This is a genomic window from Dendronalium phyllosphericum CENA369 (assembly GCF_016056275.1).
In the GTDB taxonomy this organism is placed as follows: domain Bacteria; phylum Cyanobacteriota; class Cyanobacteriia; order Cyanobacteriales; family Nostocaceae; genus Dendronalium; species Dendronalium phyllosphericum.
Genome location: NZ_JAECZA010000011.1, coordinates 44,829 through 69,988 on the forward strand (window position 1 = coordinate 44,829; position 25,160 = coordinate 69,988).

The 25,160-nt window shown below is 41.4% G+C and carries 20 protein-coding genes; 7 read left to right on the plus strand and 13 right to left on the minus strand.

The window, feature by feature from the left end:
• Nucleotides 1–32 precede the first annotated feature (32 nt).
• The gene (locus I8752_RS04555; protein WP_214431137.1) at nt 33–632 is read right to left on the minus strand and encodes a DUF3318 domain-containing protein; all 600 of its coding nucleotides are present in this window, start codon (nt 630–632) and stop codon (nt 33–35) included.
• 428 nt (nt 633–1,060) lie between these two features.
• Here I8752_RS04555 and I8752_RS04560 point away from each other — a divergent pair, with 428 nt between their 5' ends.
• Nucleotides 1,061–1,321, plus strand: coding sequence for a hypothetical protein (locus tag I8752_RS04560; protein WP_214431138.1), 261 nt, complete (start codon nt 1,061–1,063; stop codon nt 1,319–1,321).
• Nucleotides 1,322–1,506: 185 nt separating this feature from the next.
• On the opposite strand, the gene I8752_RS04565 is transcribed toward I8752_RS04560, so the two are convergent.
• The 5 genes from I8752_RS04565 to I8752_RS04585 all read right to left on the minus strand — a co-directional run bounded on the left by I8752_RS04565 (nt 1,507) and on the right by I8752_RS04585 (nt 7,809).
• Complete coding sequence (locus tag I8752_RS04565) at nt 1,507–3,102, minus strand: iron uptake porin (RefSeq protein WP_214431139.1); 1,596 nt, start codon at nt 3,100–3,102, stop codon at nt 1,507–1,509.
• A 244-nt stretch (nt 3,103–3,346) separates the two neighbouring features.
• A complete protein-coding gene (locus I8752_RS04570; RefSeq protein ID WP_214431140.1) occupies nt 3,347–3,952 on the minus strand; it encodes a Crp/Fnr family transcriptional regulator in 606 nt (201 codons plus the stop codon).
• Between the two features lie 1,026 nt (nt 3,953–4,978).
• Entirely contained in the window at nt 4,979–5,644 is a 666-nt protein-coding gene (gene phoU / locus I8752_RS04575; RefSeq protein WP_214431141.1) for a phosphate signaling complex protein PhoU, read from the minus strand.
• A 40-nt stretch (nt 5,645–5,684) separates the two neighbouring features.
• Nucleotides 5,685–7,001, minus strand: coding sequence for a sensor histidine kinase (locus tag I8752_RS04580; protein ID WP_214431142.1), 1,317 nt, complete (start codon nt 6,999–7,001; stop codon nt 5,685–5,687).
• Between the two features lie 58 nt (nt 7,002–7,059).
• Nucleotides 7,060–7,809, minus strand: coding sequence for a winged helix-turn-helix domain-containing protein (locus I8752_RS04585; RefSeq protein WP_214431143.1), 750 nt, complete (start codon nt 7,807–7,809; stop codon nt 7,060–7,062).
• Between the two features lie 474 nt (nt 7,810–8,283).
• Here I8752_RS04585 and I8752_RS04590 point away from each other — a divergent pair, with 474 nt between their 5' ends.
• Complete coding sequence (locus I8752_RS04590) at nt 8,284–9,267, plus strand: coiled-coil domain-containing protein (protein ID WP_214431144.1); 984 nt, start codon at nt 8,284–8,286, stop codon at nt 9,265–9,267.
• Nucleotides 9,268–9,310: 43 nt separating this feature from the next.
• Nucleotides 9,311–10,390: a coiled-coil domain-containing protein gene (locus I8752_RS04595; RefSeq protein ID WP_214431145.1), complete on the plus strand. Its 1,080-nt coding sequence runs from the start codon at nt 9,311–9,313 to the stop codon at nt 10,388–10,390.
• A gap of 459 nt (nt 10,391–10,849) precedes the next feature.
• Here the strand turns inward: I8752_RS04595 and I8752_RS37930 are convergent, their stop codons facing one another.
• From I8752_RS37930 to mrdA, 3 genes are all read right to left on the minus strand, one after another.
• Nucleotides 10,850–10,975, minus strand: coding sequence for a hypothetical protein (locus I8752_RS37930; protein ID WP_263985283.1), 126 nt, complete (start codon nt 10,973–10,975; stop codon nt 10,850–10,852).
• A gap of 132 nt (nt 10,976–11,107) precedes the next feature.
• On the minus strand, nt 11,108–11,881 hold the full coding sequence (gene hisA, locus I8752_RS04600; protein ID WP_214431146.1) for a 1-(5-phosphoribosyl)-5-[(5-phosphoribosylamino)methylideneamino]imidazole-4-carboxamide isomerase: 774 nt from the start codon (nt 11,879–11,881) through the stop codon (nt 11,108–11,110).
• A 14-nt stretch (nt 11,882–11,895) separates the two neighbouring features.
• Nucleotides 11,896–13,728, minus strand: a complete 1,833-nt coding sequence (gene mrdA, locus I8752_RS04605; protein WP_214431147.1) for a penicillin-binding protein 2 — start codon at nt 13,726–13,728, stop codon at nt 11,896–11,898.
• 262 nt (nt 13,729–13,990) lie between these two features.
• Between mrdA and I8752_RS04610 the strand changes: the two genes are divergently transcribed.
• From I8752_RS04610 to I8752_RS04620, 3 genes are all read left to right on the plus strand, one after another.
• A complete protein-coding gene (locus tag I8752_RS04610) occupies nt 13,991–15,121 on the plus strand; it encodes an ABC transporter ATP-binding protein (protein WP_214431148.1) in 1,131 nt (376 codons plus the stop codon).
• Between the two features lie 181 nt (nt 15,122–15,302).
• Complete coding sequence (locus I8752_RS04615; protein ID WP_214431149.1) at nt 15,303–16,385, plus strand: polyamine ABC transporter substrate-binding protein; 1,083 nt, start codon at nt 15,303–15,305, stop codon at nt 16,383–16,385.
• Nucleotides 16,386–16,490: 105 nt separating this feature from the next.
• Complete coding sequence (locus tag I8752_RS04620) at nt 16,491–17,363, plus strand: ABC transporter permease (protein ID WP_404827073.1); 873 nt, start codon at nt 16,491–16,493, stop codon at nt 17,361–17,363.
• A 94-nt stretch (nt 17,364–17,457) separates the two neighbouring features.
• Here I8752_RS04620 and I8752_RS04625 read toward each other — a convergent pair whose 3' ends face one another.
• Together I8752_RS04625 and I8752_RS04630 are read right to left on the minus strand one after the other, a co-directional pair.
• Nucleotides 17,458–17,862, minus strand: coding sequence for an ExbD/TolR family protein (locus tag I8752_RS04625; protein WP_214431151.1), 405 nt, complete (start codon nt 17,860–17,862; stop codon nt 17,458–17,460).
• Entirely contained in the window at nt 17,846–18,499 is a 654-nt protein-coding gene (locus I8752_RS04630) for a MotA/TolQ/ExbB proton channel family protein (RefSeq protein WP_214431152.1), read from the minus strand. Before I8752_RS04630 ends, I8752_RS04625 begins: the two co-directional genes overlap by 17 nt.
• A 340-nt stretch (nt 18,500–18,839) precedes the next feature.
• Here I8752_RS04630 and I8752_RS04635 point away from each other — a divergent pair, with 340 nt between their 5' ends.
• Nucleotides 18,840–20,393: a TonB family protein gene (locus I8752_RS04635; RefSeq protein WP_214431153.1), complete on the plus strand. Its 1,554-nt coding sequence runs from the start codon at nt 18,840–18,842 to the stop codon at nt 20,391–20,393.
• Between the two features lie 298 nt (nt 20,394–20,691).
• Here the strand turns inward: I8752_RS04635 and I8752_RS04640 are convergent, their stop codons facing one another.
• Nucleotides 20,692–20,850 carry a hypothetical protein gene (locus I8752_RS04640; protein ID WP_214431154.1) on the minus strand — a complete coding sequence of 53 codons (159 nt, stop codon included), beginning with the start codon at nt 20,848–20,850 and terminating at the stop codon, nt 20,692–20,694.
• Nucleotides 20,851–20,892: 42 nt separating this feature from the next.
• The coding region (locus tag I8752_RS04645; RefSeq protein ID WP_214431155.1) for an NACHT and WD repeat domain-containing protein at nt 20,893–25,160 on the minus strand (4,268 nt) is incomplete at its 5' end.

Here is a 25,160-nt window from a genome sequence, read left to right on the forward strand (position 1 = left end):
ACAACGGTTAATCGCGTCTCTACGAAAACTCACTATTGACTTTTTGGCAAACCAACAGGCGATAATCCTGCGATCGCTCGTAAGTTTTGGCAACGAATTAACTCAGAAAAATCTAAACTAGAATGCCCTTCAATCTGAGCGATCGCTTCAATAGCAGATAACAAATGCCCAGCGGCTTCAACTTCTGAGTATCCGCGCCGCCCAGCGACTCGAATCGCTGCCATATCAGCATTCAACTCTGATTCTTGAGATTTATGATTGCGCCAAATCCGTAAAGCTGCGATCGCGCTTAATCCTCCGGCTACAGCTACACCCACAACATCCGATTGTGCTGATTCAACTAATCCACCTAATAAACCTAGCAGTACTACACCTTGATAAAGCTCTGGCTTAAACCACTTCACACCGATTAACCAGCTAACTTTTTGCAACAGTAGCAAGTCTCGTTGTGGTTTTGTCAGTCGATTCCACAAATCAAAATTAATATATATCGGGCGATCGCGATTCCACGGTAAGGGAAAGGAAGCATCTATTATCTTTGGCTGCTGTGGCTTACTGACGATTTTTGTCGTCATCCGAGCCGAAGCAGGCATTATATCTAACAAACGGCGAATTTCAAGGTTAGGCTCCATAATTTTCATTATTGGACATAATATGCATAGTAACTAATAAGCTAATCTGCCTTTAAGTTGCACAATCCTTTGCTTTAGAAAGAGGCGGGGATGCGGAGAAGGGGAGACGCAAAGAGAAGTTGCATGCGGTGAGCAGTCCGTTGGGCGGCTTTGCCGACTTGAAGGAACTGCGAACCCGAAGGGGGGTTCCCCCCGTTGAGCAAACTTCGGGGGATGCAATTTGAATGATTATTAGCTTACCACTGTGCAAAATTAAAAATTTAAAATGCTCTATTTCTAGGCTTTGGAAGCATGTTGAATGGTATCCTGATAAAGTTATAAAAATACTGGTTAAGTGATTTTATAGTGTGGCGGGATTCTATGGTATCCTTTTGCCCTCAAGTTCAAAGCCTTAAATTGGATAACCAATAAGACTACACTTTAACTACATGGACGCTTTTGCTCCCATCCCGCCTGAATGGACGAATAAGGCAGTTCACGCTTATGAGTTTTGCTGTCCTAACTGCCGCTCAACTAGCTTAGAAGCTCTACAAGTTTGGGTTAATCGGCGATCGCCTGTGATGACAGAAAACCATCGTCGCAAATGGCAGGAGTTCTATAATTGCCATTGTGGTTTTGTTTGGTGGGCGTGGAGTAGCGATCGTCCTCCAACAGATTTGTCTAATAAGCAAGATTGTAATCCCACATAGCTTGTTTTTCAAACAAAAGCCCGCCTGAGGCGGGCTTTTACTTTTAGTTTCTTGTAACCATAGCCACTAACTAATGTTAGGACAGTGTTAATTGCTTAAAGCCATCAAGCAACTAGGTTTATACTCAGCACTCAGCACTCAGCACTCAGCACTCCACACTCAGCACTCCTAATCCATGACTAGTTTTAGAAACTGAAGGTTGTACGAAGTGTACCTACGTAAGTGGTATCGTTAGCGTTGTCGTGTTCGGGATTAAAAATTACCAACAAGCCGGGTGTAATTTGCAGATTATCACTGACCTTAATTTTATAAAGTCCTTCTAAATGATATGAAGTATCTCCATTGGCTCCACCATCGACTTCACTTTCAGTGACTTTGGGTGACTGACCAAAAATTACACCGAGTTCATTACCTTCTCTGCCAAAATCTCTCAGACCCAGAGTAGCAGCCCAGTAGAATACATCGGCGTTTTTACCTGTATTTACACCAGATTCAGCTGTGGCAACAGTGTAACCTGCCCAACCACCAAGGATAAATTTCGAGCTGGGTAGGAAAGTTGCTTCTACACCATAGTTGTTAGATGTGGTAGCAACTCTACCAAATGGTTGGTTTGCTAAAGCACCTCCTGTGCTGCCAAACAAATTGACATTACTGGAATTATTTTGATAAGTGTGAGCGTAACTCAAACCCAAGTTAAAAGCTTTATTGGGTTTAAAAGATATTTGTCCAAAGGCTGTAGTAGCACCATCAATAAGACCATTACCATCAGTGGGGTTATTAGCTGTGCTTGCTAGATAAGCCCCTGAAATGCTGAGAGGCCCGTTAGGATTGAAAGTGACAGTTATACCAGCACCACCAGCACCTTGGCGATAGATGGGGCTGAAACGTCCGTAACGGGAGATAGAACCTTTAGCAGAGCTAGCAAAGTCGGGGTTAAAGTTATTGACGTTTTCCCATAACTCTCCACCAGTAGCATCAACTTTTACGCGGATGGCATCACTCAAATTGAAAGCATAGTTGATTTTATCGATGCTAACGCTGTTATCCGCTGTAGCCACATCATAGCCCAAGCGGGTCATGTTAGTGCCGGTTACACCACTGTTAGAGATAATATTGCCAGCAGTTAAACGGATTTGTAACTGGTCTTTACCGCTGAAACTGCTGTACAAGTTCAAGCGCACCCGGTCAGAGAAAGTGGTGTTGCTTTGTAAGTCAGCACCACCAACTCTCGTATCTCCAAAAACGTCAGATACGTTGAAAATTGCTTCCCCAACTAACTTGGTGGTGGTGGAGAACTGATTAGCTTCCAACTCAGCCGTACGGGCTTCTAAGGAATCAACACGACCGCGTAAAGTTGCAAGTTCGGCGGAAAATTCTTCTTGTAAGCGCTGTAAGGTAGCTAGGTCTTGTTTAGTTACTAAGTCAGCTGTTGCTGTGGCAATCAATTCGTTAACTCGGTCTAAACAAGCATTCAAACCAGCGGCAAATTCATAACGAGTCAAAGCACGATTACCACGGTAAGTACCATTGGGATAACCTGCTATACAGCCATAGCGCTCAACTAAGGACTGCAATGCTTGAAATGCCCAGTCTGTAGGCTGCACGTCTGAAAATTGAGAAACGGAGGTTACTTGTCCGAGGTTGTCAGTTTCTTGGGACAGTTGAGCAACACTTGTTCCCTGTTCGTTCGCTTCCGCAGCCAAGGTGCTGTTAGCAACAAAAAATGTAGCGGCAACAACAATTGGACTGACCTTCAAAACATTCCAGAATGGTTTGGTCATTGTCTTACTTTTCCTCACACCAACTAGTACAAGTCATGGTAAACTACTTAACCTTTTGCTATTAAGGAAATTTACCCAACGACTTCAGGTATGATTATACAGAATTCGCAGTGATTAGCACAAGTAATTGTATCAATTTTGAATTTTATATTTGGGATTTGAGATTTAAAGTCTTTATTCCAAGGCTTTTCCAGGAGTCTCGAACAAGACTAGTTATCTCAACTTGTCAATACTATTTTATGAACTATTTTCTAGTTAATTTATTTGGCAAACGTAGAATAATCCGACGTTTATAACGTAACATTATTCCTTGTTCTTCAAATTGCTGTAAGAGGCGTGTTACTGTTACTCTAGTTGTATTTAACACTTCTGATATCTCTTGATGGGTAACATTAAGGTCAATTAACTTACCCTGTTCTACGTTGCGTCCAAATTTTTCACTTAACCACACCAAAAATTTCCACAAACGCACTGAAATAGGTTTATAGTGTACTATGCTTAAAAGCTCTTCTGAATGTTGTATATGGGACAAGAAAGCATTAATATGTAAGTGCCACAAATGAGGCGGTACAATAGTCGCTTCTACACTTGTCAGACATTCAATGTGGTAAGGCTGGACTTTGGATAAGGGATAACCAATCAGATCCCCAGAACCCCAGTACCCTAAAGTAACGAATGTTCCGTCTTCATTCCAGGTTAATGTCCGAACAGCACCACGCTCAATGCGCCAGAGTACATCGTTGCATAAAGGAATGATTTCCCTACGAGTAAATAGTTGTTGTGGTAACTGTTCTTTTGAGATGTTATTGGATATAACAGGAGAATTTGGGATAAGACTTGTAGAAGACATTTGGATAAATTTGATCTTGAATTGATGAAACTATCTTGAAGAGATATTGACAATACTTTCAGGTGTGAAACTAAACAAAACTATTAAAATTTAAGTGAGTTCATAAGAATATATTCAGTACATAATTTGCTAAATAAACAGTTGACAATATTCTGAATCTTTGGAGAAAAAATAATTTTATATATTGATAAATAATTCACACCTAAACAAATAAGAATAAAGCGTAAATAAGTTTTAAATCAAATTAATTTACGGTAAATGGATAGATTTTTAGGTAATTTTCAATAGAGTTTATCAATCTATGTAGTAAATAATTTCAGAAAGACTTTATATTTAATTTCATAAAAATGTGTTTAGATGATGTGATATTTGCGTCTGTCCGTTGATTGAGCTGTGAGTTTAGTCTAGTTAGTATTTGGTAACAATAGCTGTCAGTCAAATACGAGCCTAAGTACTTTACTGAGGTAGTGCCAGATGGAATTATTACCCAATGATTCACAGATTTTAAGAGCAATTGCTCGACCCGTAGAAAGTGAAATTGCCAACACAAAGTATTTTTTTGGCAATAGCTGAAGATTAGCCGTATTTTTGATTTTGGTATTGTGTAGACAGGCAACAGCTTGTCGCTAGACATTGCACCTCACAAAACTGACAATTTAAATACGTCCTTCCATCAGCTAGCAAGAAAGTAATTGTTAGCTGACTTTGGTCACTTTACTCGTGCAAGTTTAAGAAAAGGTAAGCTTTTCGTGAAATGTATGTTAGACAACCAATTAATTTTTAGCCTACTAGTATATTAAGCAACAAAGATATAAATGCAATACTGCTAAAAGTATAAAATGAAACTAAATAAATGGGCATAATTAAATGTAAAATGCCAATCGATGAAATGCTGTCATAAGCTGCCATTTACCTCCTGCCTCCTGCCTCCTACCTTCTGCCTTCTACTTATATTTGCGTACAAAGTGTAGCAAACTCACTCTCAAGAGTGCTACCAAGGAACATTCATCTCCAAGCTCTGATTAATTAAGAACGTTGACCAGTAACGATGTATGCTACTCTTTGACCGATATTAGTCGCATGATCTGCCATGCGTTCCAAACAACGAATCGCTAGTGCTAGCAACACAATTGGTTCGACTACGCCCGGTACATCTCGTTGCTGGGCTAAAGTTTGATAAAGGCGATCGTAAGCATTATCTACAGCATCATCCAGATGCTTGATACTTCGTCCACTAGCTGCGTCTAAATCAGCCAATGCTACTAAGCTAGTTGCTAGCATTGCCTGCGCGTGATGAGACATGATTGCAATTTCTGCTAGAGACGTATGAGGGGGATAAGGAAAGATTTTAATAGCAATCTCAGCTAAATCCTTAGCGTAATCGCCAATGCGTTCTAAGTCTCTTACTAGCTGCATAAAAGCACTCAAGCAGCGCAAGTCTTGAGCCGTGGGTGCTTGCATGGTCATGATGGCTGTACAGTCTGATTCTATTTGTCTATAAAAGCGATCGATTTTTTTATCTAATCGGGGAAGTTCCTCAGCTGCCGTTAAGTTCTGGGCAAATAAAGCTTGGTGGCTGAGGCGAAATGATTGTTCTACCAAAGCTCCCATACGCAATACATCGCGTTCTAAGCGTCTAAGAGCGCGTGCCAACTGAGATTCAGGATTGGAACCATAATGGACAGCTTTCACACTTGTCATCTCAAACGTGAAGATATTTTTAACTATAGTCTTAGCTTTGTGAGTTTGCCATAACTTCAGGAAGTTGAAGTTGTATCCATGCACCACCAGTTTCTGGATGATTCATGGCTTTAATAGAACCACCATGAGCGATCGCAATTTGCCGAACTATAGCTAAACCCAAACCATTGCCCACAATTGACCTAATAGTATTACTTTCTGGCAATGAAGAATGAGTACGTGCTTTATCTCCTCGGTAAAATCGCTCAAAAATGCGGGGCAAATCTGCTTCGGAAAAACCTACTCCAGAATCAATAAGATTTATTTCTAAAAATGAGGAAGTTGAATTATCCCTAGAAATATCCTTTTTCGATAAGATTTTCGCTTGCACGTGAATACTGGTACAAGGAGGACTGTACTTGATGCTATTGTCTAGCAAGTTGAGAAAAACTTGGTAAATCCGGGCTGGATCTGCTTTAATCCAGAGATTTTCTGGCCCAGAATATTGCAGGGACAAACGTTGGCGCTGTGCCAATGGTTCTAGTGTTTCCCAAACAGATGCAATTAGCGATCGCACATCCACAGCTTCAGTTTGTAGCTGCATATTTGGTGCTTCCATGTGGGTGAGTTCTAACCAGTTTTGTACCAAACTAATCAGCCGATCGACTTCTTGCATCAAACGGTCAACCCAGCGATTTAATGGGGGTTCTAAGCGGGGTTGTAAGGTTTCTGCCACTAAACGAATCGAAGTCAAAGGCGTTCTGAGTTCGTGAGCTAAATCGGAAAAAGAGCGATCGCGCTCTTGATTGATATCCAGCAGGGGTTGGCGATTTTCCAGAAAAACTCCTACTTTTCCATAGGGCAAAGGCAAGCTGGAAGCGCGCAAAGTCAGAGATTTAATTGTTGAGATTTCTGCTGCATTATCACAAGAAGGGTGAAATATCCACTCTATTGTCTGTGATTTTTGGCGATCGCGAGTTTGCTCGATTAACTGGTCGAGTTCGTAAGAGCGCACCAACTCCAGCAATAAGCGCACCTGTCCTGGCTGCCATCTTTGCAAATACAAAATTTCCCGCGCTTGCTGATTGCACCACAGCAGTTGATTTTCTTCATCAACCTGCAAATATCCTATTGGTGCAAAATCTAACAAGTCTTGGTAAGTTTGCAACGACTGCTGCCAGTCTTGTCGCTGCTGCTTCACCATTGCTATTTCTTGCCGCAAGCGAGGAATCAGCGGCAGTGCCACCTTAGAAGAGCGGTAGGTTAAAGGCTGGAGTACTCGCTCCAGGTAGCGGTTAAGTTGAACCTGTTGCCAAATCCAAAACCCAATGCCTACCGCTAAACCTAGAATAAATCCCAATAAGAGCATTTGGTTTGAGTTGCTAGTTGCGTTGTGATTTATAAAAACTAACAACTATCTCAACAGATTATCCGAATCGATAGCCAAAACCTCGCACAGTCACAATATATTCTGGATGACTGGGGTCTTGCTCTAATTTTTCACGCAGCCAACGAATGTGAACGTCTACAGTTTTGCTATCGCCAACGAAATCCGGCCCCCAGACTTGATCTAGCAACTGCTCCCGCGACCAAACTCGGCGCGCGTAACTCATAAACAATTCCAGCAGCCGGAATTCTTTAGGAGACAAACTCACTTCTTGACCGCGAACCAGCACGCGACACTCTTGGGGATTCAAGGTGACATCCTTGTATTTCAAGACTGGCAGTTGTGGCAAAGTACTTAAGCGCTGGCGACGCAATAAAGCGCGACAGCGAGCCACTAATTCCCGCATACTGAAGGGTTTAGTCAGGTAGTCATCTGCTCCTACTTCTAAGCCCAGAACGCGGTCAGTTTCACTGCCTTTAGCACTTAACATTAAAATTGGTACTGGGTTGCCTTGATGACGCAGCAAGCGGCAAATATCCAGTCCATTGATCTGAGGCAGCATCAAATCAAGAATGATCAAGTCAAAAGGAAATTCTCCGGAAGAGGGTTCAAAACTTTTCAGGTACTCTACAGCAGATCGCCCATCTGGAGCGGTTATCACCCCGTAACCTTCCTCTTCTAATGCTACAGCTAGCATCTCTTGGATTAGTTCTTCATCTTCTACCACTAGGATGCGGCTTGTTTGTCCAATATCCGTGGCGGAATACTTAGTCGATTCACTGGTGTACATTGATATCACTTAAGTTTGGGAATGTTTTTGTATCAATTTAGATAATTAAGATCATTATCTAATTACAGTGCATCTATGAGTTATACCTTGGTGAATTCTTGGGAAAAAAGTAACAGAGGCTACATTATGCACTTTATTATAGATCGCTGCGATCGCAAGTGAGCAAGATTATTTTCGGCGTTTTTGCATCTTTAATGCCTGAATAGCTGCAATTCTGTCTTGACAATAGCAGATTCGGTTGAGATAATTTAGTACAAATATACTATAAACCTCAAACAGGAAAATATACTTGAGAAACACAAGGACGCTGATATTGACAGTTTTCTTTAGGGTTAAGTGTCTTATGTTGCTTTAATCCAGTATTTACACTGTGCTAAAAACGCTTATTTAAAAGCTACCCTGATATCTGCATCGGGTAGTGCTTGGTATTACTTGCTACCGAATAAATTTTTGCTCATTCAAAGGAGTTGGAGTATGACTATAGTTGCAGTCAAGGACAACAAACAGCAGTTAATGCAAGCATTTCAACAAATCTTGGCAGAAAGAAAAAAACTAGAATCAAAAATAGCAACTAAACAAGAAGAAGCAGAAAAGGCGAAAAACCAGGAAATTCTGGCTGCGGCTTCTACATACACTGTTGATAGTATTGTCAAAGGCTTGGCAGATTTACAATTGGAGTTTGGTAGCATTGTTAATTCTCTATCTGAAAAATTAGCTCAGGAAAACTCCAAATTAGATGAGCTAAATAGAGGGATAGAAATTGCAACTCAACGTTTACAAGAACTGCAAAGAATTAGAGTTGTAGCAGATACGTTAGATATTTTAACTCAAGAACACCAAGAAAAGTTAAAAACCCTAGAGCAAGATATTGCTAGCAAGCGGGAAGCACTAGAAAAAGAAATTGCAATTAGACGTAAAGAATGGCAGAAAGAACAAGCAGAATATGAAGAAGCATTACAAGTATACAACGATTCATCTGCTAAAGAACGCCAGCGAGAACAAGAAGAATATCAATATAAATTAGAAACTACTCGTAAGCTAAATACAGATGCTTACGAAGCCAAAAAGCGCAACCTAGAAAGAGAAATCCAAGAAAATACTCAACAAAAAGATAAAGACTGGGCAGAACGAGAAAAAATACTGACCGAACGCCAAGCTTTATTTACAGAGTATCAACAAAAAATCTCAGCATTTCCTAGCGAATTGGAAGAAGCAGTTAAGAAAGCTAGAGAAGAAGCAATTAAAGAAACAAGTCAGAGAGCTAAAATCGAAGCTGATTTATTTGATAAAGAATGGGAAGGCAACAAACAAAGTTATGAATTAAAAATCCAAGCCTTGGAAGAGACAATCAAAAAACAAACTGAACAAATAGAAAGTGTTTCTAATCAACTACAAGCGGCATTAAAGCAGTCCCAAGATTTGGCAATGAAAGCTTTTAATAGTTCTAGCTCTAAATAGTCAGTGTTTGTATTATCTTCCTTTGAATTAGTGGAGGTTTATTGTGCCAGTAAAAAAACCAACAGAGAAAAGTACAAAAGTAGAGATTCTTCAGGCATATGAAGATTTAGCAAAAGAAACAGTTGCACTTAAATCTCAACTTAACCAAGTCCAGAAAGATAGCCAATCTACAACTAAAGAAAAGCCCAAGGTAGAACAAAATATAACTATGAATCAGCCTACTACTGTCCAGCAAAAGATGAATTATACAATTGAAAGCCTGGCAAAAATTCAGTTGGGTTTTGGTAGTGCTGCTAATGAATTATCAGAACAATTAACTACAAAAGCTTCTAAATTGGCAGAAATTAGACAAGATGTAGAAGAGGAAGTCGAACAATTAAAACAGTTACATAATTTAGAAGTTGCTGAAAATACATTAGATATCTCGATCGAAGCCTACGAAAATAATTTCAAGACTTATCAGGATGAGTTTAACCAACGTTATGAAATATTGTCCCAAGAAATACTAGAACAAAGAATTGCTTGGCAAAAAGAACAAGAAGAATATAAAGTTACAATTAAAGAACGGAATGAAAACCTCAATAAAATTCGCCAACGAGATACAGCAGAATATAAATATGATTTAGAACTCCAGCGCCAACTAGAGACTGATGAATACGAACAAAGACAGAAAGCGCTATCTAAACAATTAGAAGAATTTCAACAAGAAACAGAAAAACAATGGACTGAACGAGAAAAAGCAATTTCGGAGCGAGAGAAACAATTTGAGGAGTCTAAAGCTAAGGTAGAAGCTTTGCCTAAAGATAAAGAAGCGGCCCTCAAAAAAGCTACAGAAGAAGGCAAAGGAATTGCTCATTACCAAGCCAAAGTCAAAGCAGATTTATATGCTAAAGAAGTAGAAGGGCAAAAGCGTTTCTACGAACAAAGATTACAATCTCTAGAACAAACAATTACTAATCAAGAAACCCGGATTGAAAACCTTTCTAAACAGCTTGACTCAGCACTCAAACAAGTTCAAGATTTAGCAGTTAAGGCTATTGAAGGAACTGCCAATGTGAATTCATACCAAGCAATCAAAGAAATAGCTTTAGAACAAGCAAAAAGTCAAGTTAAAAATAAATAAGTAGTTTGGAGAGACGTTACTAAGTTATTAATATTTGACTAAAAGCCAAATATCCCCGACTTATTTGAAAAGTCAGGGATTTTGTTTTTCATAAATAATTTATGATTGCAATATTTGTTATTGATATTTATTGCTCTGTTTTCTCTGGTTTTCCATTATTAAGAGGTTTTTTTCTATTGTTATTTGTTGTGCTCGCTATTTTCTGGGATGGTTGATTGGAATTGGGTTGTTGGCTAGACATAAAATTTTACTTGTAAATTGACTCTAAGCTTTATATACAACAAGCATATTACTGATTTCGGAAATAGTCAAAAATTTGACACACAAAAATAGAGATGCGAATATCAAAGCATCTCTATAAAAGAGGTAACCCATTCTTTTTAAACTTTGAAAAAATAAAATTTTTAGCAGGTGTCTTGACCAAATATATTTAAGGATTTAAATATCTGCTTCAGTAACTCATGCTTTTTCATCCAATTTTTTGTGTTGCTGTTCGTTGGTGTTATTTTTCTCGCTTTGGAAGCGGACAGCACCTGGCTCAGTTTGACGCGGCTTGCCATTGTTAAGAGGTTGGCGGCGAGTCATAGAAATATACCCACTGTTAGTGAATCTGCTATCTTTACTACGAGAGTGTTAATTGCTATTCCAGAAATCTAAAAAATAACCGACTACTAGTCGGTTAAAAAATTAAGTTTTGTGCCTGAATTATTCATGTTGTCAAGCAAAGGTGGAAAAACCTAGATTTGGTGGTATGTCCTGAATGCGTCCCGGCCCGATCGCGCGTAATGCTTCCTTCAAAGAAATATCGCCAGTATACAAGGCACGACCGACAATTACCCCAGTTACGCCTTGTGGTTCTAACGCCAATAGACTCAACAAATCGGTGACAGAACTTACTCCCCCAGAGGCAATTACAGGGATAGAAATGGCAGCCGTAAGTTCTCGCAAAGCATCTAAATTCGGGCCTGTGAGAGTGCCGTCACGATGGATATCAGTATAGATAATGGCAGCCGCGCCCAATTCTTGCATTTGTACGGCTAGTTGAGTTGCTAAAACTTCTGAGGTTTCTAACCAGCCGCGAGTTGCAACCAATCCATTACGGGCATCAATGCCAATGATAATTTTTTCGGGAAACTCTTGACAGAGTTCTTGCACTAATTGGGGTTGTTCTACAGCAATGGTTCCGAGAATTGCCCACTGTACGCCTAAATTGAATACTTGTTGTACGCTAGTGCGATCGCGCAATCCCCCACCAACTTCAATAGGCACTGATACAGCTTGAGCGATCGCTTCAATTGCCCTTAAGTTAACTACTTTACCTGCTTTCGCACCATCTAGATCGACTATGTGTAACCTAGTCGCACCCTCATCGACCCACTGTTGAGCAACATCAACAGGATTTTCGCTAAAAACTTGCGATCGCTCGTAGTCTCCTTGATAAAGTCGCACGCAACGACCTTCTAGTAAATCAATAGCTGGAATTACATCCATTTAACTTTCCTCAATTAATCTCCAGTGCTGGTTGGTGAATCTTTTGATTGAGATGGCACGTACTTACCTGGATACTTGTGCTGAAAATATGCTTCCAGTACTTCTAAGACCATAGGGCCGCAAACAGTACCACCATGATCCCCAGAGTTTTCACCAAATGCCACAACTACAATTTCTGGTTTATTCGCGGGGGCATAAGCACCAAACCACGTATGATTTGGGCGACCGACACCTGCTTCAGCAGTACCACTCTTTCCAGATGCTGGGGCAATTGATGGTACATTCAAACGCTTACCTGTACCCTCAGTGATTACTTTCCGCAGCCCATCTCGGAGAACATTAATAGTTGTTTGCTTCATATTTAATGATTCTCGCCAGCTTTTTGCTTGTTCGTTGTCTTTAAGCAAATGCGGCTGAACTCGATATCCGCCATTAGCAGGGACAGAAAACATTATCGCTGATTGTAACGGTGTCACTTGCAGAGCGCCTTGACCAATTGACATATTGATAGTGTCGCCTATAGTCCAAGGCATTTTCCAAGCTTTTTGCTTCCATGTCTCATCTGGAACCAAGCCTTTTGATTCTTCACTAGCAAACTCAATGCCGGTTCTTTGACCAAACCCGTATTTACGACTCCATTTAATCAAAGTTGGGCCGCCGACTTTTCTACCAACTTGATAAAAGAATGTATCGCTACTCATCGCCATCGCTCTGGGAAATCCCAACGGCCCGAAACCCGCATGATTCCACTCACCAAAAGTCACTCCACCAATGTTAATGGAACCGAAAGTTTGTAATACTGTACCAGGAGAAAATTCACCCGATTCCAATCCAGCCGTTGTAGTGACAATTTTGAAGGTACTAGCAGGTGGAAAAGCACTCAGAGCACGATTAACCAAAGGATGGTTTTTCCCTTGGATACTTTCCCAATCTTGCTGAGAGAGTTTTTGCTTAGAGAAGATATTCGGGTCATAGGTGGGGTGAGACACCATTGCTAAGACAGCACCGTTATTCGGGTCAAGTGCGACAATTGCTCCTTGGGTTTTTCCTAAAGCTTTTTCGGCGGCCTTTTGTACGTCTAAATCAATAGTTAAGTGTAAATCTTTACCAGACTTTGCTTCTTTTTCTCCTAAAACCCGAATTGGCCGACCTGCGCCATCTACTTCTACTTGCTGACCGCCCCATTCACCCCTTAATGTTGTCTCATAAGCTTTTTCGATCCCCATCTGCCCAATCACATCTCCGAGTCGATATCCTTCTGCCTTCCTTTGTTTTAACTGTTCTGGAGTTAATTCCCGCGTATATCCCAGCACATGGGCTATTTCTTTACCATGAGGATAGTAACGAACAGCTTCTGTGTTAATTTCTACTTCTGGTAATTCGTTTTTATACTCTTTTAAAACTGTGATTTCGGCTTCGCTTAAGTCGCGGGCAATCCGGATGAGTGAAGACGAGTTAGGGCCTGCCTCTTCTAATTTCTTTTGCATCTCCTCTTGCGGGATGTGAAGAATTTTCTCTAGACGCGGCCCGACAATCGACCAAGAAGGCTTAGTATGTGCCATTGGCCACAAATAGACCGAATGAGGATAGCGCGTACTGGCTAAAAGCTTACCGTTCCGGTCGAAAATATTACCTCGTTCTGGTTGTTTGGCGATCGTCCGCACTCGGTTCGCCTCTGCTCTTTGCCGGAGTTTTGGCCCTTCAACAATTTGTAAATATGCCAAACGAGCTTCAATTCCAGCAGTCATCAATAAGGTAAATAAAATTAAAAATATTGGTTGGGAACCGCGTCCAACTGTACGCGTATCTTTCTTGCCACTTAGTAGCGAAGATGGAAACAAAGACATAAAAAATCCTGAGATTAGTATTATCTGTATATAATTCCCGTAAACTTCTACCAAATATTGTCGGTGTAACAATACTGAAGGATAAAGTATGAAGTATAAAGGATTAAGTTAAGACTCCACGGATGAATCCACTTGCCTTAACTTTCACCCAAGGATAAGCATTTTATTATTTATCCTACCCTTTGGGAATGCTTTCAGCGAAGGGAAGCCGCCCAAAAGGCATCTACATCATTCATGTAATCACGGCATCCTACTGAAGATTATGGCTCAAACTTTCATGCAGAATCAGAGGGGAATAACAACTTTCCAGCCACTTGATGTTGAACTGCGAAATGTATTCAAGTTTTTCCACGAAGAACCAGCAGTACATGGAGTGGACTTGGATGTGAAGCAGGGGGAATTTTTCAGTATTCTCGGCCCTTCCGGTTGTGGCAAAACAACAACACTACGTTTGATTGCTGGGTTTGAAAGAGCCGATGCTGGTAAGGTATTAATTCAGGGTCAGCCCATGACTAATGTGCCTCCTTATCGCCGACCCGTCAATACCGTATTTCAGAGCTATGCCTTGTTTAACCATCTGAATGTGTGGGATAACATTGCTTTTGGGTTGCGGTTGCAAAAAAAATTACGCAAATCAGAAATTGAAAGTAGAGTTAAAGACGCTTTAAAGTTGGTAAAAATGGAAAGCTTGCGATCGCGTTTTCCCAATCAACTCTCTGGCGGACAACAGCAGCGAGTCGCCTTGGCTAGGGCCTTAGTTAATCGTCCGGCTGTGGTGTTGCTGGACGAACCTCTAGGGGCGTTAGATTTAAAACTACGTAAGGAAATGCAGGTTGAGTTATCAAATTTACACAGAGATTTGGGCTTTACCTTTGTGATGGTGACACACGACCAAGAAGAGGCGCTATCTTTAAGCGATCGCATTGCCGTGATGAATCAAGGTAAAATCGAGCAAGTCGGCACTCCCAGCGAAATTTACGAACGTCCTCAAACATCTTTTGTTGCTGATTTTATCGGCGATACTAATTTATTCAGCGGCGAAGTTGCTGTGGTGGAATCTGCTTGCGTGCAAATTGCCACGAAAACAGGACTAAAAATTGTAGTCACCCGCGCTGAGAATACGCCCACTGAATTATCACAAGCAGTAGTGGTGAGCGTCCGTCCAGAAAAAATCCAACTTTCACTATATCAGCCCAGCGTGCTGCATAATTGCTTTGAAGGACGGCTGGTCAATGTCATGTATTTGGGAACCCACGTTAATTATGTTGTGGAATTGACCAACGGTATTAGCATTAATGTTTTACAGCCTAACACCTTTGGTAATTTGCCAGACCGCAACACACCTATTTATGCTTGGTGGCCAGAAAGTGATTGTTTAGCTATTAGCCAATAATCATTAAATCTAGTACAGGTCGGCGTAAATAAACCTACCATTGGTAATTGGTAAAAAGTCTGTGGTATAAGTACTCTTTCCTTTGACTTTTGACTTTTGCCTTGTTGTACTAGTTCCCTCCCTTGATAAAGAGGAGGTTAGGGCGGGGTAAAACCTACGCTGAAATTCAGAAAGTAAACTAATGATTAACAGACGGCAATTTTTACAAAAATTGACAGCAATTTCTAGTTTGTCTTTGGCTGGTTGTGGCTGGAGGCTTGCTGATGTGCGGGCTAATGCTACTAATGGTCGCAGTGACGAACTATATATTTATAACTGGACGCAATATTCAGACAAGAAATTATTGCAAACTTTTAGCACTCAAACTGGCATGAAAGTCTTTGTGGAACCTTACGAATCCAACGAAGTCATGCTAGCTAAATTGTTAGCTGGAGGAGGGGGAAGTTATAGCCTGATATATCCTTCTGACTATATGGTGCAGAAGATGGTAGACAAAAGTTTACTAATAGAAATAAATCACCATCGCTTAATTGGATTGGAGAATTTATTTCCTCAGTTTCAAAATCCTAGTTATGACCCTAATAACCGCTATAGTATCCCCTTTAATTGGGGAACAACTGGTTTTATTTACAATTCAGAAATCCTCAAAGATGTGCCAGAAGATTGGGATTATCTTTGGCAAAATCAGACAATACTTGAAAAACGGGTAACATTGCTCAATGATGTCCGCGAGGTGATGGGTGCTGTATTACGGATGCTGGGTTACTCGTATAATTCCAAAAATGAAAATGAAGTCAAACAAGCTTATGAAAAATTAACAGCACTCAAACCGACGATCGCAGCCTTTAATACCGACGCTTGGCAAAACCAAATTCTGTCAGGAGATTATCTATTAGCCATGTGTTACTCAGCAGATGCCGTCCGAGTCGGTCAGGAAAATCCCAAGCTCAAGTATGTAATACCTCGTAGTGGTTCTTCATTATGGACAGATACCATTGTGATTCCTAAATCAGCTCCCAATTTACAAGGAGCATACGCCTGGATTAACTTTATTTTGCAACCAGAAGTGGCAGCTATAATTAGCGAAACTCTGAACATTTCTACACCTAATCGTGCAGGCTTTGAACAATTACCAAATAAAAATAAGGAGAATGTCAATTTATTTCCCCCAATATCGCTTTTAGAAAAATGCGAACGTATTACTCCTTTAGGTGAATTTGAGGACGTTTACGAACGTTACTGGACTAGATTAACTAGCAGCTAAAATAGTTATGAGTTAATAATTAATAAATTTATAGTAGTCTGGACATCAAAAAATCAGCTTGTGTCAACAAAAAATCGTTCTTCTCAAATAGCTTTACAAAGCGATATTCCTCAAGGAAAAAAATTAGATCGCTTCAGATTAGACTGGCTTCAACCATTGGTATTGCTTGCGCCATCAGGGATCTGGTTGTTACTGTTACTGATACTACCAACACTGTTAATTTTTGAGTTGAGCTTAGTCCCGAATATTAGACCAGGAGATATTGTCAATCCCACAGGATTAGACAACTACATCCGGATAATCGATCCACTTTACTTGAAAGTAATTTGGCGATCGCTTTGGTTGGCGATTAGTACAACTATCATCTGCTTAATTTTGGGCTTTCCTGTTGCTTATTGGATTGCTCAAATAGCACCGAAGCGCTGGCAAAATTTGCTACTCTTGGGTTTTATCCTACCTCTGTGGACTTCTTCGTTACTCCGTTCTTATGCTTGGATTACAATTCTTCTTCCTAGTGGTTTATTAAATAGTTTGCTCGCTAGTTTAAATTTGCCTACTTTAAAATTGCTGAACCGCACTCCAGCCGTATTAATTGGAATGAGCTATAGTTTGCTACCTTATATGGTTGTGATTTTATATGCTTCTCTAGAAAAGTTAGACAAGCGATTGCTAGAAGCAGCAGCTGATTTGGGTGCAAACTCTAGGCAAGTTTTTTGGAAAGTGACAGTACCCCAAGTTTTGCCAGGAATTACTGCTGGTTCAATGCTGGTTTTAATTACAGGCTTAGGAGATTTTATCGATCCAGAATTACTTGGTGGTGCTTCTAGTATGACAGCGGCACGGTTAGTTTATAACCAATTTTTAGGAGTCACGCAAAATTGGGGATTTGGTTCGGCTTTGAGTATGACATTAATTTTAGCTGTGAGTATTGCGATCGCCCTTGCGATTAAGTTTGGTGAAATCACACCGAAGCAATAGTCACAATCAATACCAGTTTGAAACTGTCACGTAATTTAAGGAGCTTGTGACAGATTCAAACGTAAAGGATACCAAACAATAGCAGTACCCAATATTAAGGTTTTTGAGTTGCGATCGCTAACTTTACTCCTTGAACTTGACGTACTCGATCCATTACCGTTACCACTTTACCGTGTTGGACTGTTTGATCGGCATTAATAATCACTAAAGTGTCTGGGTTAGTACCAACTATAGACCGCACTTGCTGTGTTAAATTTTCAACTGCGATTGGTTTGCGGTTCAGGCTTACCTCTCCTTTTTCATCTATCGTAATCGTAATTTTACTTGGAATTTGCTGTTGTTTTGCTGTTGCGGCTTTCGGTAAATTTACTGGTAATCCTTCTGAGCGTGTCAAAAATAACGTTGACATGATGAAAAACGTTAAAATTGCAAATACCACATCAATCATCGGTACGATGTTGATCTGTAATGGAATATCTGGTTCATCTTGTAGACGCATAAGCTTTCTCTCCTCGTTCGTAACGACGGCGGTAAAGTAATTCTAACTGTCCTCCATACTCTTGAATCAGTGCTATTTGGCGCTGATAAAGTCCCCGAAAAATACTTGCGAAGAAGAGTACAAATATAGCAACTATCAACCCTGATGCTGTTGAGACTAAAGCTTCACTGATCCCAGACGTAACGCCTACTGTTTTAGAACCTCCGACATCACCCAGATTTAAGGAAGCAAAGGAGGCAATCAATCCCAATACTGTGCCAAGCAGACCAAACAGTGGGGCCAAACCAATGACTGTCTCGAAAAAGTTTTGAAAGCGTTTGAGTACAGGAATCTCAGCTTGCGCTTCACTTTCTAATGCCAAACGAAATTCTTCTGGATTTGGCTCCTCTAATTCTAAAGCAGCAAGAAAAATGCGTGCTAGTGGCAAATTTGCGTTTTGCCGAAGTTTATCAATTGCACCGACAACATTATCAAGGCGATACAGATTTAACACTTCTCGCACAACGCGGCTTTGACGCTTATTAATCTTCACCCAAAACCTGACCCGCTCAATTATGAGTGCGACGCTTAATACCGAAAATGCCAGCAGCGGCCACATTACCACGCCGCCTGCCTCAAACAGTTTTTGAATTCCCATATTTTGTATACGTTGTCAATAACACACAGTCAGACTACCAGACTCCAGAGAAAAGCTGAAAGTTTTTCTCAATAAAATTTAAAATAAAATGAAAAATTTTGCAAATACGAACGTCATGATATTTGTTTGCTAATTTGTTTGCGAATATTAAATAAATTAATTTAATTAAAATAAAAGTTAACTTAATATAGAATCCATGATAAAAATAGTTCTCAAATATAATATTCTAACTGAGTGCGGCTTCGGAACAGCGATCTAAATGATTTTAATTTTTTACTTGCGTATTTGTAACCATGCATTCTAAGATGACTAGATTAGTGAGAATAGGTAGCAATAGGCTATGAGCTTTTCTGGCATTACTGTCGAACAGCGTACCAAAGAAGTTGCGGCTCTCAAGTCTTTTTTGACTTTCAGTGTGATTGGCTCGCTAGCGCTGCATATCGGCTTGCTGTCTTCAGGCATAGGTAATTATTTAACAAGAGCGCCTGAAGAAAATGAACCAATAGAGATAGCGATCGTGGATTCTCCAACCGAGGAGCCAGTAAAACCAATCGAAAAAATTCCCGAAGAACCAAAAAAAGAGCCAGAAATAGTCCAAAAACAGCCCATAGAGACAGCACCAGTACAAAAGATTTTTGAAAAGCCCGAAACTACTCTGATTCAACAGCAACCAGAAAGGACTATTGAAAAGCCAAAGCTGACAATTAAGCAACCACAACCAACAAATAGAGAAGTTGTTACCAAGCCACAAGTGCCCGTAACAAATGTTGCTCCTTCTAGAAACCAAAGTAGTGAAAATTTAAGAACGGTTTTGAATGGAGTAAGAGACTCAAGAGCAACTAATCAGGGTGGGGGTGGAAATAATAGTCCAGTACCGTCAAGTAACCCTGGTGGTAGTAATGCTGGTTCAGGTGTTGCTGTAGGTACTGGTTCTGGTATTGCTGTGGGTACTGGTACTGGTGTTCCAGGAAGTACGGGTTCTGGTACAGGAACGGGTACAGGTATAGGTACGGGTATAGGCACGGGCACGGGAACGGGCACAGGTACGGGAACGGGCACAGGTACGGGAACGGGTACAGGTACGGGAACGGGTACAGGTACAGGTACAGGCAATGAAACCGGAAACCGTTCGCCAGTAGCAACAGCACCAACAACTCCGAAAATTAGTAACCCAAGTAGTGGTAATGGTCGTGCAGCTTGCCGCGAAGGCGGATGCAGGGCAAAGTATCCAGAGGCAGCAAGACGGCGAGGCATTGAAGGGAGAGTAGAAGTAGCGGTTGATACTGACTCAAAGGGCAATGTGACAAATGTACGGATTGCACGCTCCAGTGGAAACCGCGATCTAGATGAAGAAACCATCAGACAAGCGCGTGACTGGAAATTAAAACCATCAGAAAGCGGTAGACAGGGAGTCGCGATCGCCACGGAATTTGCTATACAGGGTTCGCGTCGATATCGCCAAGTCCAAGAACGGAAAAGAACAAGAGAAGCACAACAGACAACTCAGCAAACACAAACAGCATCTAACAGCAATTCCACTTCCACAGACGGAACGCGAAGACGCAGGCGATCGCTACCAGCTCCTAGTACAAATGTTTCTGCTGAAACTACTAGTCAACCTAGGAGCGATCGGCAATTGCGTCGTCAGCCAGTGGAAAATACTGCTGCTAGATCGTCATCTCAACAAAGGACTACTCAAAGTCAAGGAAGTTCCAACGAGTCTATACGCCGCATTCGGCGCGATCGAGCATCTAGTAATTCATCACAACAGCCACAAGCAACCCCAAATCGGCGACGCAGAGATAATAACTCATCTTCTAGTCAGAACAAGTTACGAGAATCTTTACGTCGTTTGCGTCAACCATCTCAATCACAGCCAGCGGGGAATCAGTAATATCATGTCCGCCTAAATACTTATGATAAGAGTGACGCGGAGATGGGGAGACGCGGAGAGAAGTTGCGTGCGGAGAGAAGTGCGGTCTTGGGCTTTGCCCAAGTGGAGCAACTTCGGGGGGTTCCCCCCGTTGAGCAAACTTCGGGTGACACGGAGAATTTTTAATCATAAGTGATTTCCCGAACTTAATATAATGAGGAGTGCTGAGTTTTAAGTGCTGATAAGCTAATAATCATTTAAATTGCATCCCCCTACCCTTCGGGAACGACTTCGTCGAACGGGTGACGCTCGTACCTCGCTAACGCTGCGCTAACGGAAGTTTGGACTCGACGGAAAGCGGAGGCACTCCGGTCTTGGGGTCTCCCCAAGTAGAGGAAGTGCCATCCAAGACTCCAACTTCCTCACCGCGTCTCCCCTTCTCCGCTTCCCCGCGTCTTTCTAAGCCAAAGGTCAGCACTTTGCTATAATTGTTCTTCTCTTCCTTAACGTTCTTGGCTTATCATCTGTGGGGACACAAGGCGCGATCGCTGTTTGTTACTTTCGGGTTAGTCTGCAAATAATCATGTATTAAATTGCAGGCGCGTGCTAATAAATTTTCGAGTTTGATATCTGCCAAATCTCGGAAAATTACTGTACCGTTGCCGCTACCCGCAGCTAAAGTTTTGCCGTCAGGACTGAAACTCACACTAGTTAATTCTTCGTTGTCACCTTTCAAAGCCATCAGCAAAGTCCCGTCTTGGTTCCAAAGTCTGATTTTGTCATCACTACTAGCTGCTAAAGTCCTGCCATCGGGGCTAAAACTGACACTGATAAAACTATCGCCATCCCCTACAAGATTGTCGAGTAATTTACCGTCCCGACTCCAGAGTTTGACTGTGCTATCAATACTTACTGAAGCCAGACTTTGACTATTAGGCGACCAAGCTACTCCATTGACTCGACGGCTATGACCGCTTAAAGTGTATAGGAGTTTACCTTCACGATCCCAGATATTCACTGTTTTGTCATCACTAGCTGAGGCTAGTAACTTGCCGTCAGGACTAAAGCTAACCCAATTCACTGCGTCTTTATGACCTTGCAAGATTTTGAGTAGTTGACCGTTGCGACTCCAAAGCTTGACTGTTTTATCCTTGCTTGCTGAGGCAATAACTTGACTATCGGGCGACCAAGCAACACCCAAAACTGCATCTTGATGTCCCTGCAAGGTATGAAGTAGTTTACCGTCACGACTCCACAATTTTACTGTTTTATCTTTACTGGCTGAAGCGATCGCTTGACCGTCTGGGCTAAAACTCACACCCCAAACTTGATCCTGATGACCTTTTAAGGTATTGAGCAATTTACCATCCCGACCTAAAAGTTTGACAGTTTTATCTTGACTTGCCGCCGCTAAACTCCGACTGTCTGGGCTAAAACTAATGCTAGTAATCCAATTATTATTTTCGGTTTTGGGATTTCGTAGCAGCACGCTGTCCCATTGCCAGAGTTTGATAGTTTTGTCTCGACTAGCAGATGCTAGGGTACGACCGTCGGAACTAAAACTCACACTATTTACCCAATTATTATGTCCTTTGAGAGTGCCGAGCAGCACACCTTTTGAACTCCAAAGCTTGATTGTTTCATCGGTACTGGCTGAGGCAATGATATTACCATCAGGGCTAAAACTCACGCTGGTGACTCCGGCACTATGACCTGACAAAATTTTCAGCAGTTGTCCTTCTGGGTTCCACAGTTTGATAGTTTTATCTAAACTGGCACTGGCAATAATTTTACCGTCAGGCGACCAAGCTATGCTTTTCACCGCATCCTCGTGTCCTTCCCAGGTTTTGAGCAATTTACCATCTCGATTCCACAGCTTGATGGTTTTATCGGCACTTGCTGAAGCTATGGTTTGACCGTCAGGCGACCAAGCTATGCCCAAAACTGCACGATTGTGACCTTCTAAAGTTTTGAGTAATTTACCGTCCCGATTCCACAGCTTGATAGTGTTGTCTGTACTTCCCGAAGCAATAATTTGACCATCTGGGCTGAAGCTAACGCTATTTACTACAGCTTCATGACCCCGCAAGGTGTTAAGTAGTTTACCTTCCCGACTCCACAGTTTTATCGTTTTGTCTTGACTAGCAGATGCCAGAATCTGACCGTTAGGGCTGAAGCTGATGCTATTGACTACATCCTCGTGTCCTGACAAAGTTGCGATCGAGCTACCATCAAAGCGCCAAAGTTTAATTGTAGTATCTGCACCAGCAGAGGCAATCAAAGAGCGATCGGGGCTGAATACAGCACTATTCACTCCAGATAGATGCCCTTCTAAACGGTTGTACTCTCTCACCCCGAAATCTGCTTGGTATAAAGCTGTCTGCACTTGTTCTCTGGTGTAGGGGTCTACCCAGATAGATTGTTGCAGTTTTTTTCCTGCCTTTAAACCTTCTTTTAAAGCATCAATTCCTTTTTGTGAGGCAAAGAGGGCTTCACTCGATACACTCAAGGTCTTAACCTCGCTATCTATTGCTGTGACTATAGATACACTTAACCCCAGTATGGCTAAGATAGAAGCGGTCAAGGCGATTTTCAGCGAACGATTTAAGCGAACTTCACTCAACCTTTGTTTTTTCTGACTTTCTACTAATTGCGCTGTTAACTCTTTTTCTTTGAGTTCAGCTCGCAATTGTTCGATTTGCAATTGACTGAGTTCTTCACGCTTGCGTAACTCTCGCAATTCTGTGACTAAATCTAGTCCTTGTTGGGGGATATCTACTAGTTTGCCTTGCTGCTTTTTTTGACTGAGTTCGCTTTTGAGGCGTTCAATTTCAGCTTTACTTTGATCGACTTTATAGCGTAATTGATTTAGTTGTGCTTGCAAACTCGATTCTTGTTGTTGCAAGTAGCGAATCAAATCTACTAAATAATCATGAATTAGTTGATAGCGTTCCGGTACATCGGGAAATAACACGACTAACCCAGAGCTAACTAAAATATCTAAGACTATTTCTAATTTGCCAGCATCTTCTAATTCAGCTAGTTCTGCTGTTAATTCAGCACGAGTTTTAAAGGGACGTTTGTTACTTTCATCTGTTAATAAATACAATACGAGTAAAGCCGCACGTTCGTTTTCGGGGCCGCAGTCTTTAATGAGTTCTTTAATATATCTTTCAATGAGTTTGTTTGGTCTATATTGCTGATATTGTTCTATAGTAGTAATTTGCTCGTCTTGCAATTGCACTCCGACTACTTGCAATTCAATGGGGCGGACTTCTCCAAATTCTGTAGATAAATCTTCAACTAAAGCATCAATTAAAGCTGGTTCTAAGTTAGCGTCAGAACGCTCTGTTAATTTCTGAATAATAGCTTTAGCATATTCTGGGGAAAAATTATTTAATTGGTAGCGGATATTTTTGTCGAGAATATTGTTATTAATTGCCTCTAAATCTGAAAGATGTTTAAATTCTAATAAACGATGTAAATAATCTTCTCGCAAAGAGAGAATGACTTTCACAAAAGATATATTAAGGCAATCGCTGATAAATCTATCGAATGCTTCTTTTTGATGGCGATCGCTATAACCAAAGAAAAATTCTTCAAATTGGTCAAAAATCAAAACTGTAATCAAATGGTTACTAGCATTTTCTTGTAATTGTTGCAAGATATCGGCAACGGTAATCGGCGTAGCTGGGGAGAGCAAAGCCTCTGGTTCAATGGCTACTCCTTTAATGTTAGAAACCGCCTCCCTTAAAGATTTACCTAATGCCTGCACCCAATCTGTATAAACTTGCAAAACTACAGGTACGGCAATTTGATCGCCAACTGTGCGATTTTGCAATGCTGGTACTAAGCCAGCCGTCACTGTCGAACTTTTACCCACCCCCGACTGACCGTGAATTACCGTCAGCTTTCGGTCGGCGCGGCTAATTCTGCCGATTAAATTATTAATATCTCGCTCTCGACCAGAGGCAGCAATTTCTAAGGCAACGCTACTACTTCCAGATGGCGACATCAAGGCTGGGTTTGTTGCTTGGCGTTGGGGTTGCAAGCGACCTGCACCAATGAAAGCGCGGAAGCCATACTGCTGTTCTACAGAACGGCGTTTTTGTCTGATGCAGTAGGCTTCTAGATATCTACCCGCTTCAAAGTAAAGCGATCGCAATCGCCGCAACAAGCGAATATAACGATGGGCATCGTATTGATGGGCGCTATTTTCTAAAGCTGCTGGCAGTTCCTTGGTGGCTTTTTCTAAATATTCCCGTGCTACTTCTAACTCGCCAACATTTTGTTGAGCTTTCGCTAAGATGAGATAATAAATCTGCGCCAGTAGCAATGGAAACAAGCATTGATGGCGATCGCTTTGCTGTTGCGCTTCACCTAATTTCAGTAACGTTACATGTGCTAAGATACTCGCCTGTACCCAGCGCGACTGCTGCACGGCTACTTGAGCCAGAAAACCGTAGTCACAAGCAAGTTGAATTTGACTGCCATAAGTTTGATGCAACTCTAGAGATTTTTGGGCAATCATTTGCAATTCTTCCCACTCTTGCAGGTGTTGCAAAACCTCAGCGAGTTGACCGATAAATTCAGCGACTATATCGGGACGTTGAGCCATTTGTAAAACGCTCAAGCATTGTTGAAAATAAGATTTAGCCGCATTCCAATGACGGCGATTTTCGATCTGATTTTGCTCTGCTAGGCGACAAAAACATAGCCCGATATAAAACAGTAAAACTCCCTGTCTGAGAACTGGGGAAGATGGGGGAGATGGGGGAGATGGGGGAG

Bases quoted from the DNA above. Each gene is read 5' to 3' on its own strand.
- I8752_RS04610 (WP_214431148.1), top strand. From the start codon at position 13,991: ATGGCTCAAACTTTCATGCAGAATCAGAGGGGAATAACAACTTTCCAG.
- I8752_RS04630 (WP_214431152.1), bottom strand. From the start codon at position 18,499: ATGGGAATTCAAAAACTGTTTGAGGCAGGCGGCGTGGTAATGTGGCCG.
- I8752_RS04560 (WP_214431138.1), top strand. From the start codon at position 1,061: ATGGACGCTTTTGCTCCCATCCCGCCTGAATGGACGAATAAGGCAGTT.
- I8752_RS04625 (WP_214431151.1), bottom strand. From the start codon at position 17,862: ATGCGTCTACAAGATGAACCAGATATTCCATTACAGATCAACATCGTA.
- I8752_RS04615 (WP_214431149.1), top strand. From the start codon at position 15,303: ATGATTAACAGACGGCAATTTTTACAAAAATTGACAGCAATTTCTAGT.
- I8752_RS04580 (WP_214431142.1), bottom strand. From the start codon at position 7,001: ATGCTCTTATTGGGATTTATTCTAGGTTTAGCGGTAGGCATTGGGTTT.
- I8752_RS04590 (WP_214431144.1), top strand. From the start codon at position 8,284: ATGACTATAGTTGCAGTCAAGGACAACAAACAGCAGTTAATGCAAGCA.
- hisA (WP_214431146.1), bottom strand. From the start codon at position 11,881: ATGGATGTAATTCCAGCTATTGATTTACTAGAAGGTCGTTGCGTGCGA.
- I8752_RS04635 (WP_214431153.1), top strand. From the start codon at position 18,840: ATGAGCTTTTCTGGCATTACTGTCGAACAGCGTACCAAAGAAGTTGCG.
- mrdA (WP_214431147.1), bottom strand. From the start codon at position 13,728: ATGTCTTTGTTTCCATCTTCGCTACTAAGTGGCAAGAAAGATACGCGT.
- I8752_RS04565 (WP_214431139.1), bottom strand. From the start codon at position 3,102: ATGACCAAACCATTCTGGAATGTTTTGAAGGTCAGTCCAATTGTTGTT.
- I8752_RS04585 (WP_214431143.1), bottom strand. From the start codon at position 7,809: ATGTACACCAGTGAATCGACTAAGTATTCCGCCACGGATATTGGACAA.
- I8752_RS37930 (WP_263985283.1), bottom strand. From the start codon at position 10,975: ATGACTCGCCGCCAACCTCTTAACAATGGCAAGCCGCGTCAAACTGAG.
- I8752_RS04555 (WP_214431137.1), bottom strand. From the start codon at position 632: ATGGAGCCTAACCTTGAAATTCGCCGTTTGTTAGATATAATGCCTGCT.
- I8752_RS04570 (WP_214431140.1), bottom strand. From the start codon at position 3,952: ATGTCTTCTACAAGTCTTATCCCAAATTCTCCTGTTATATCCAATAAC.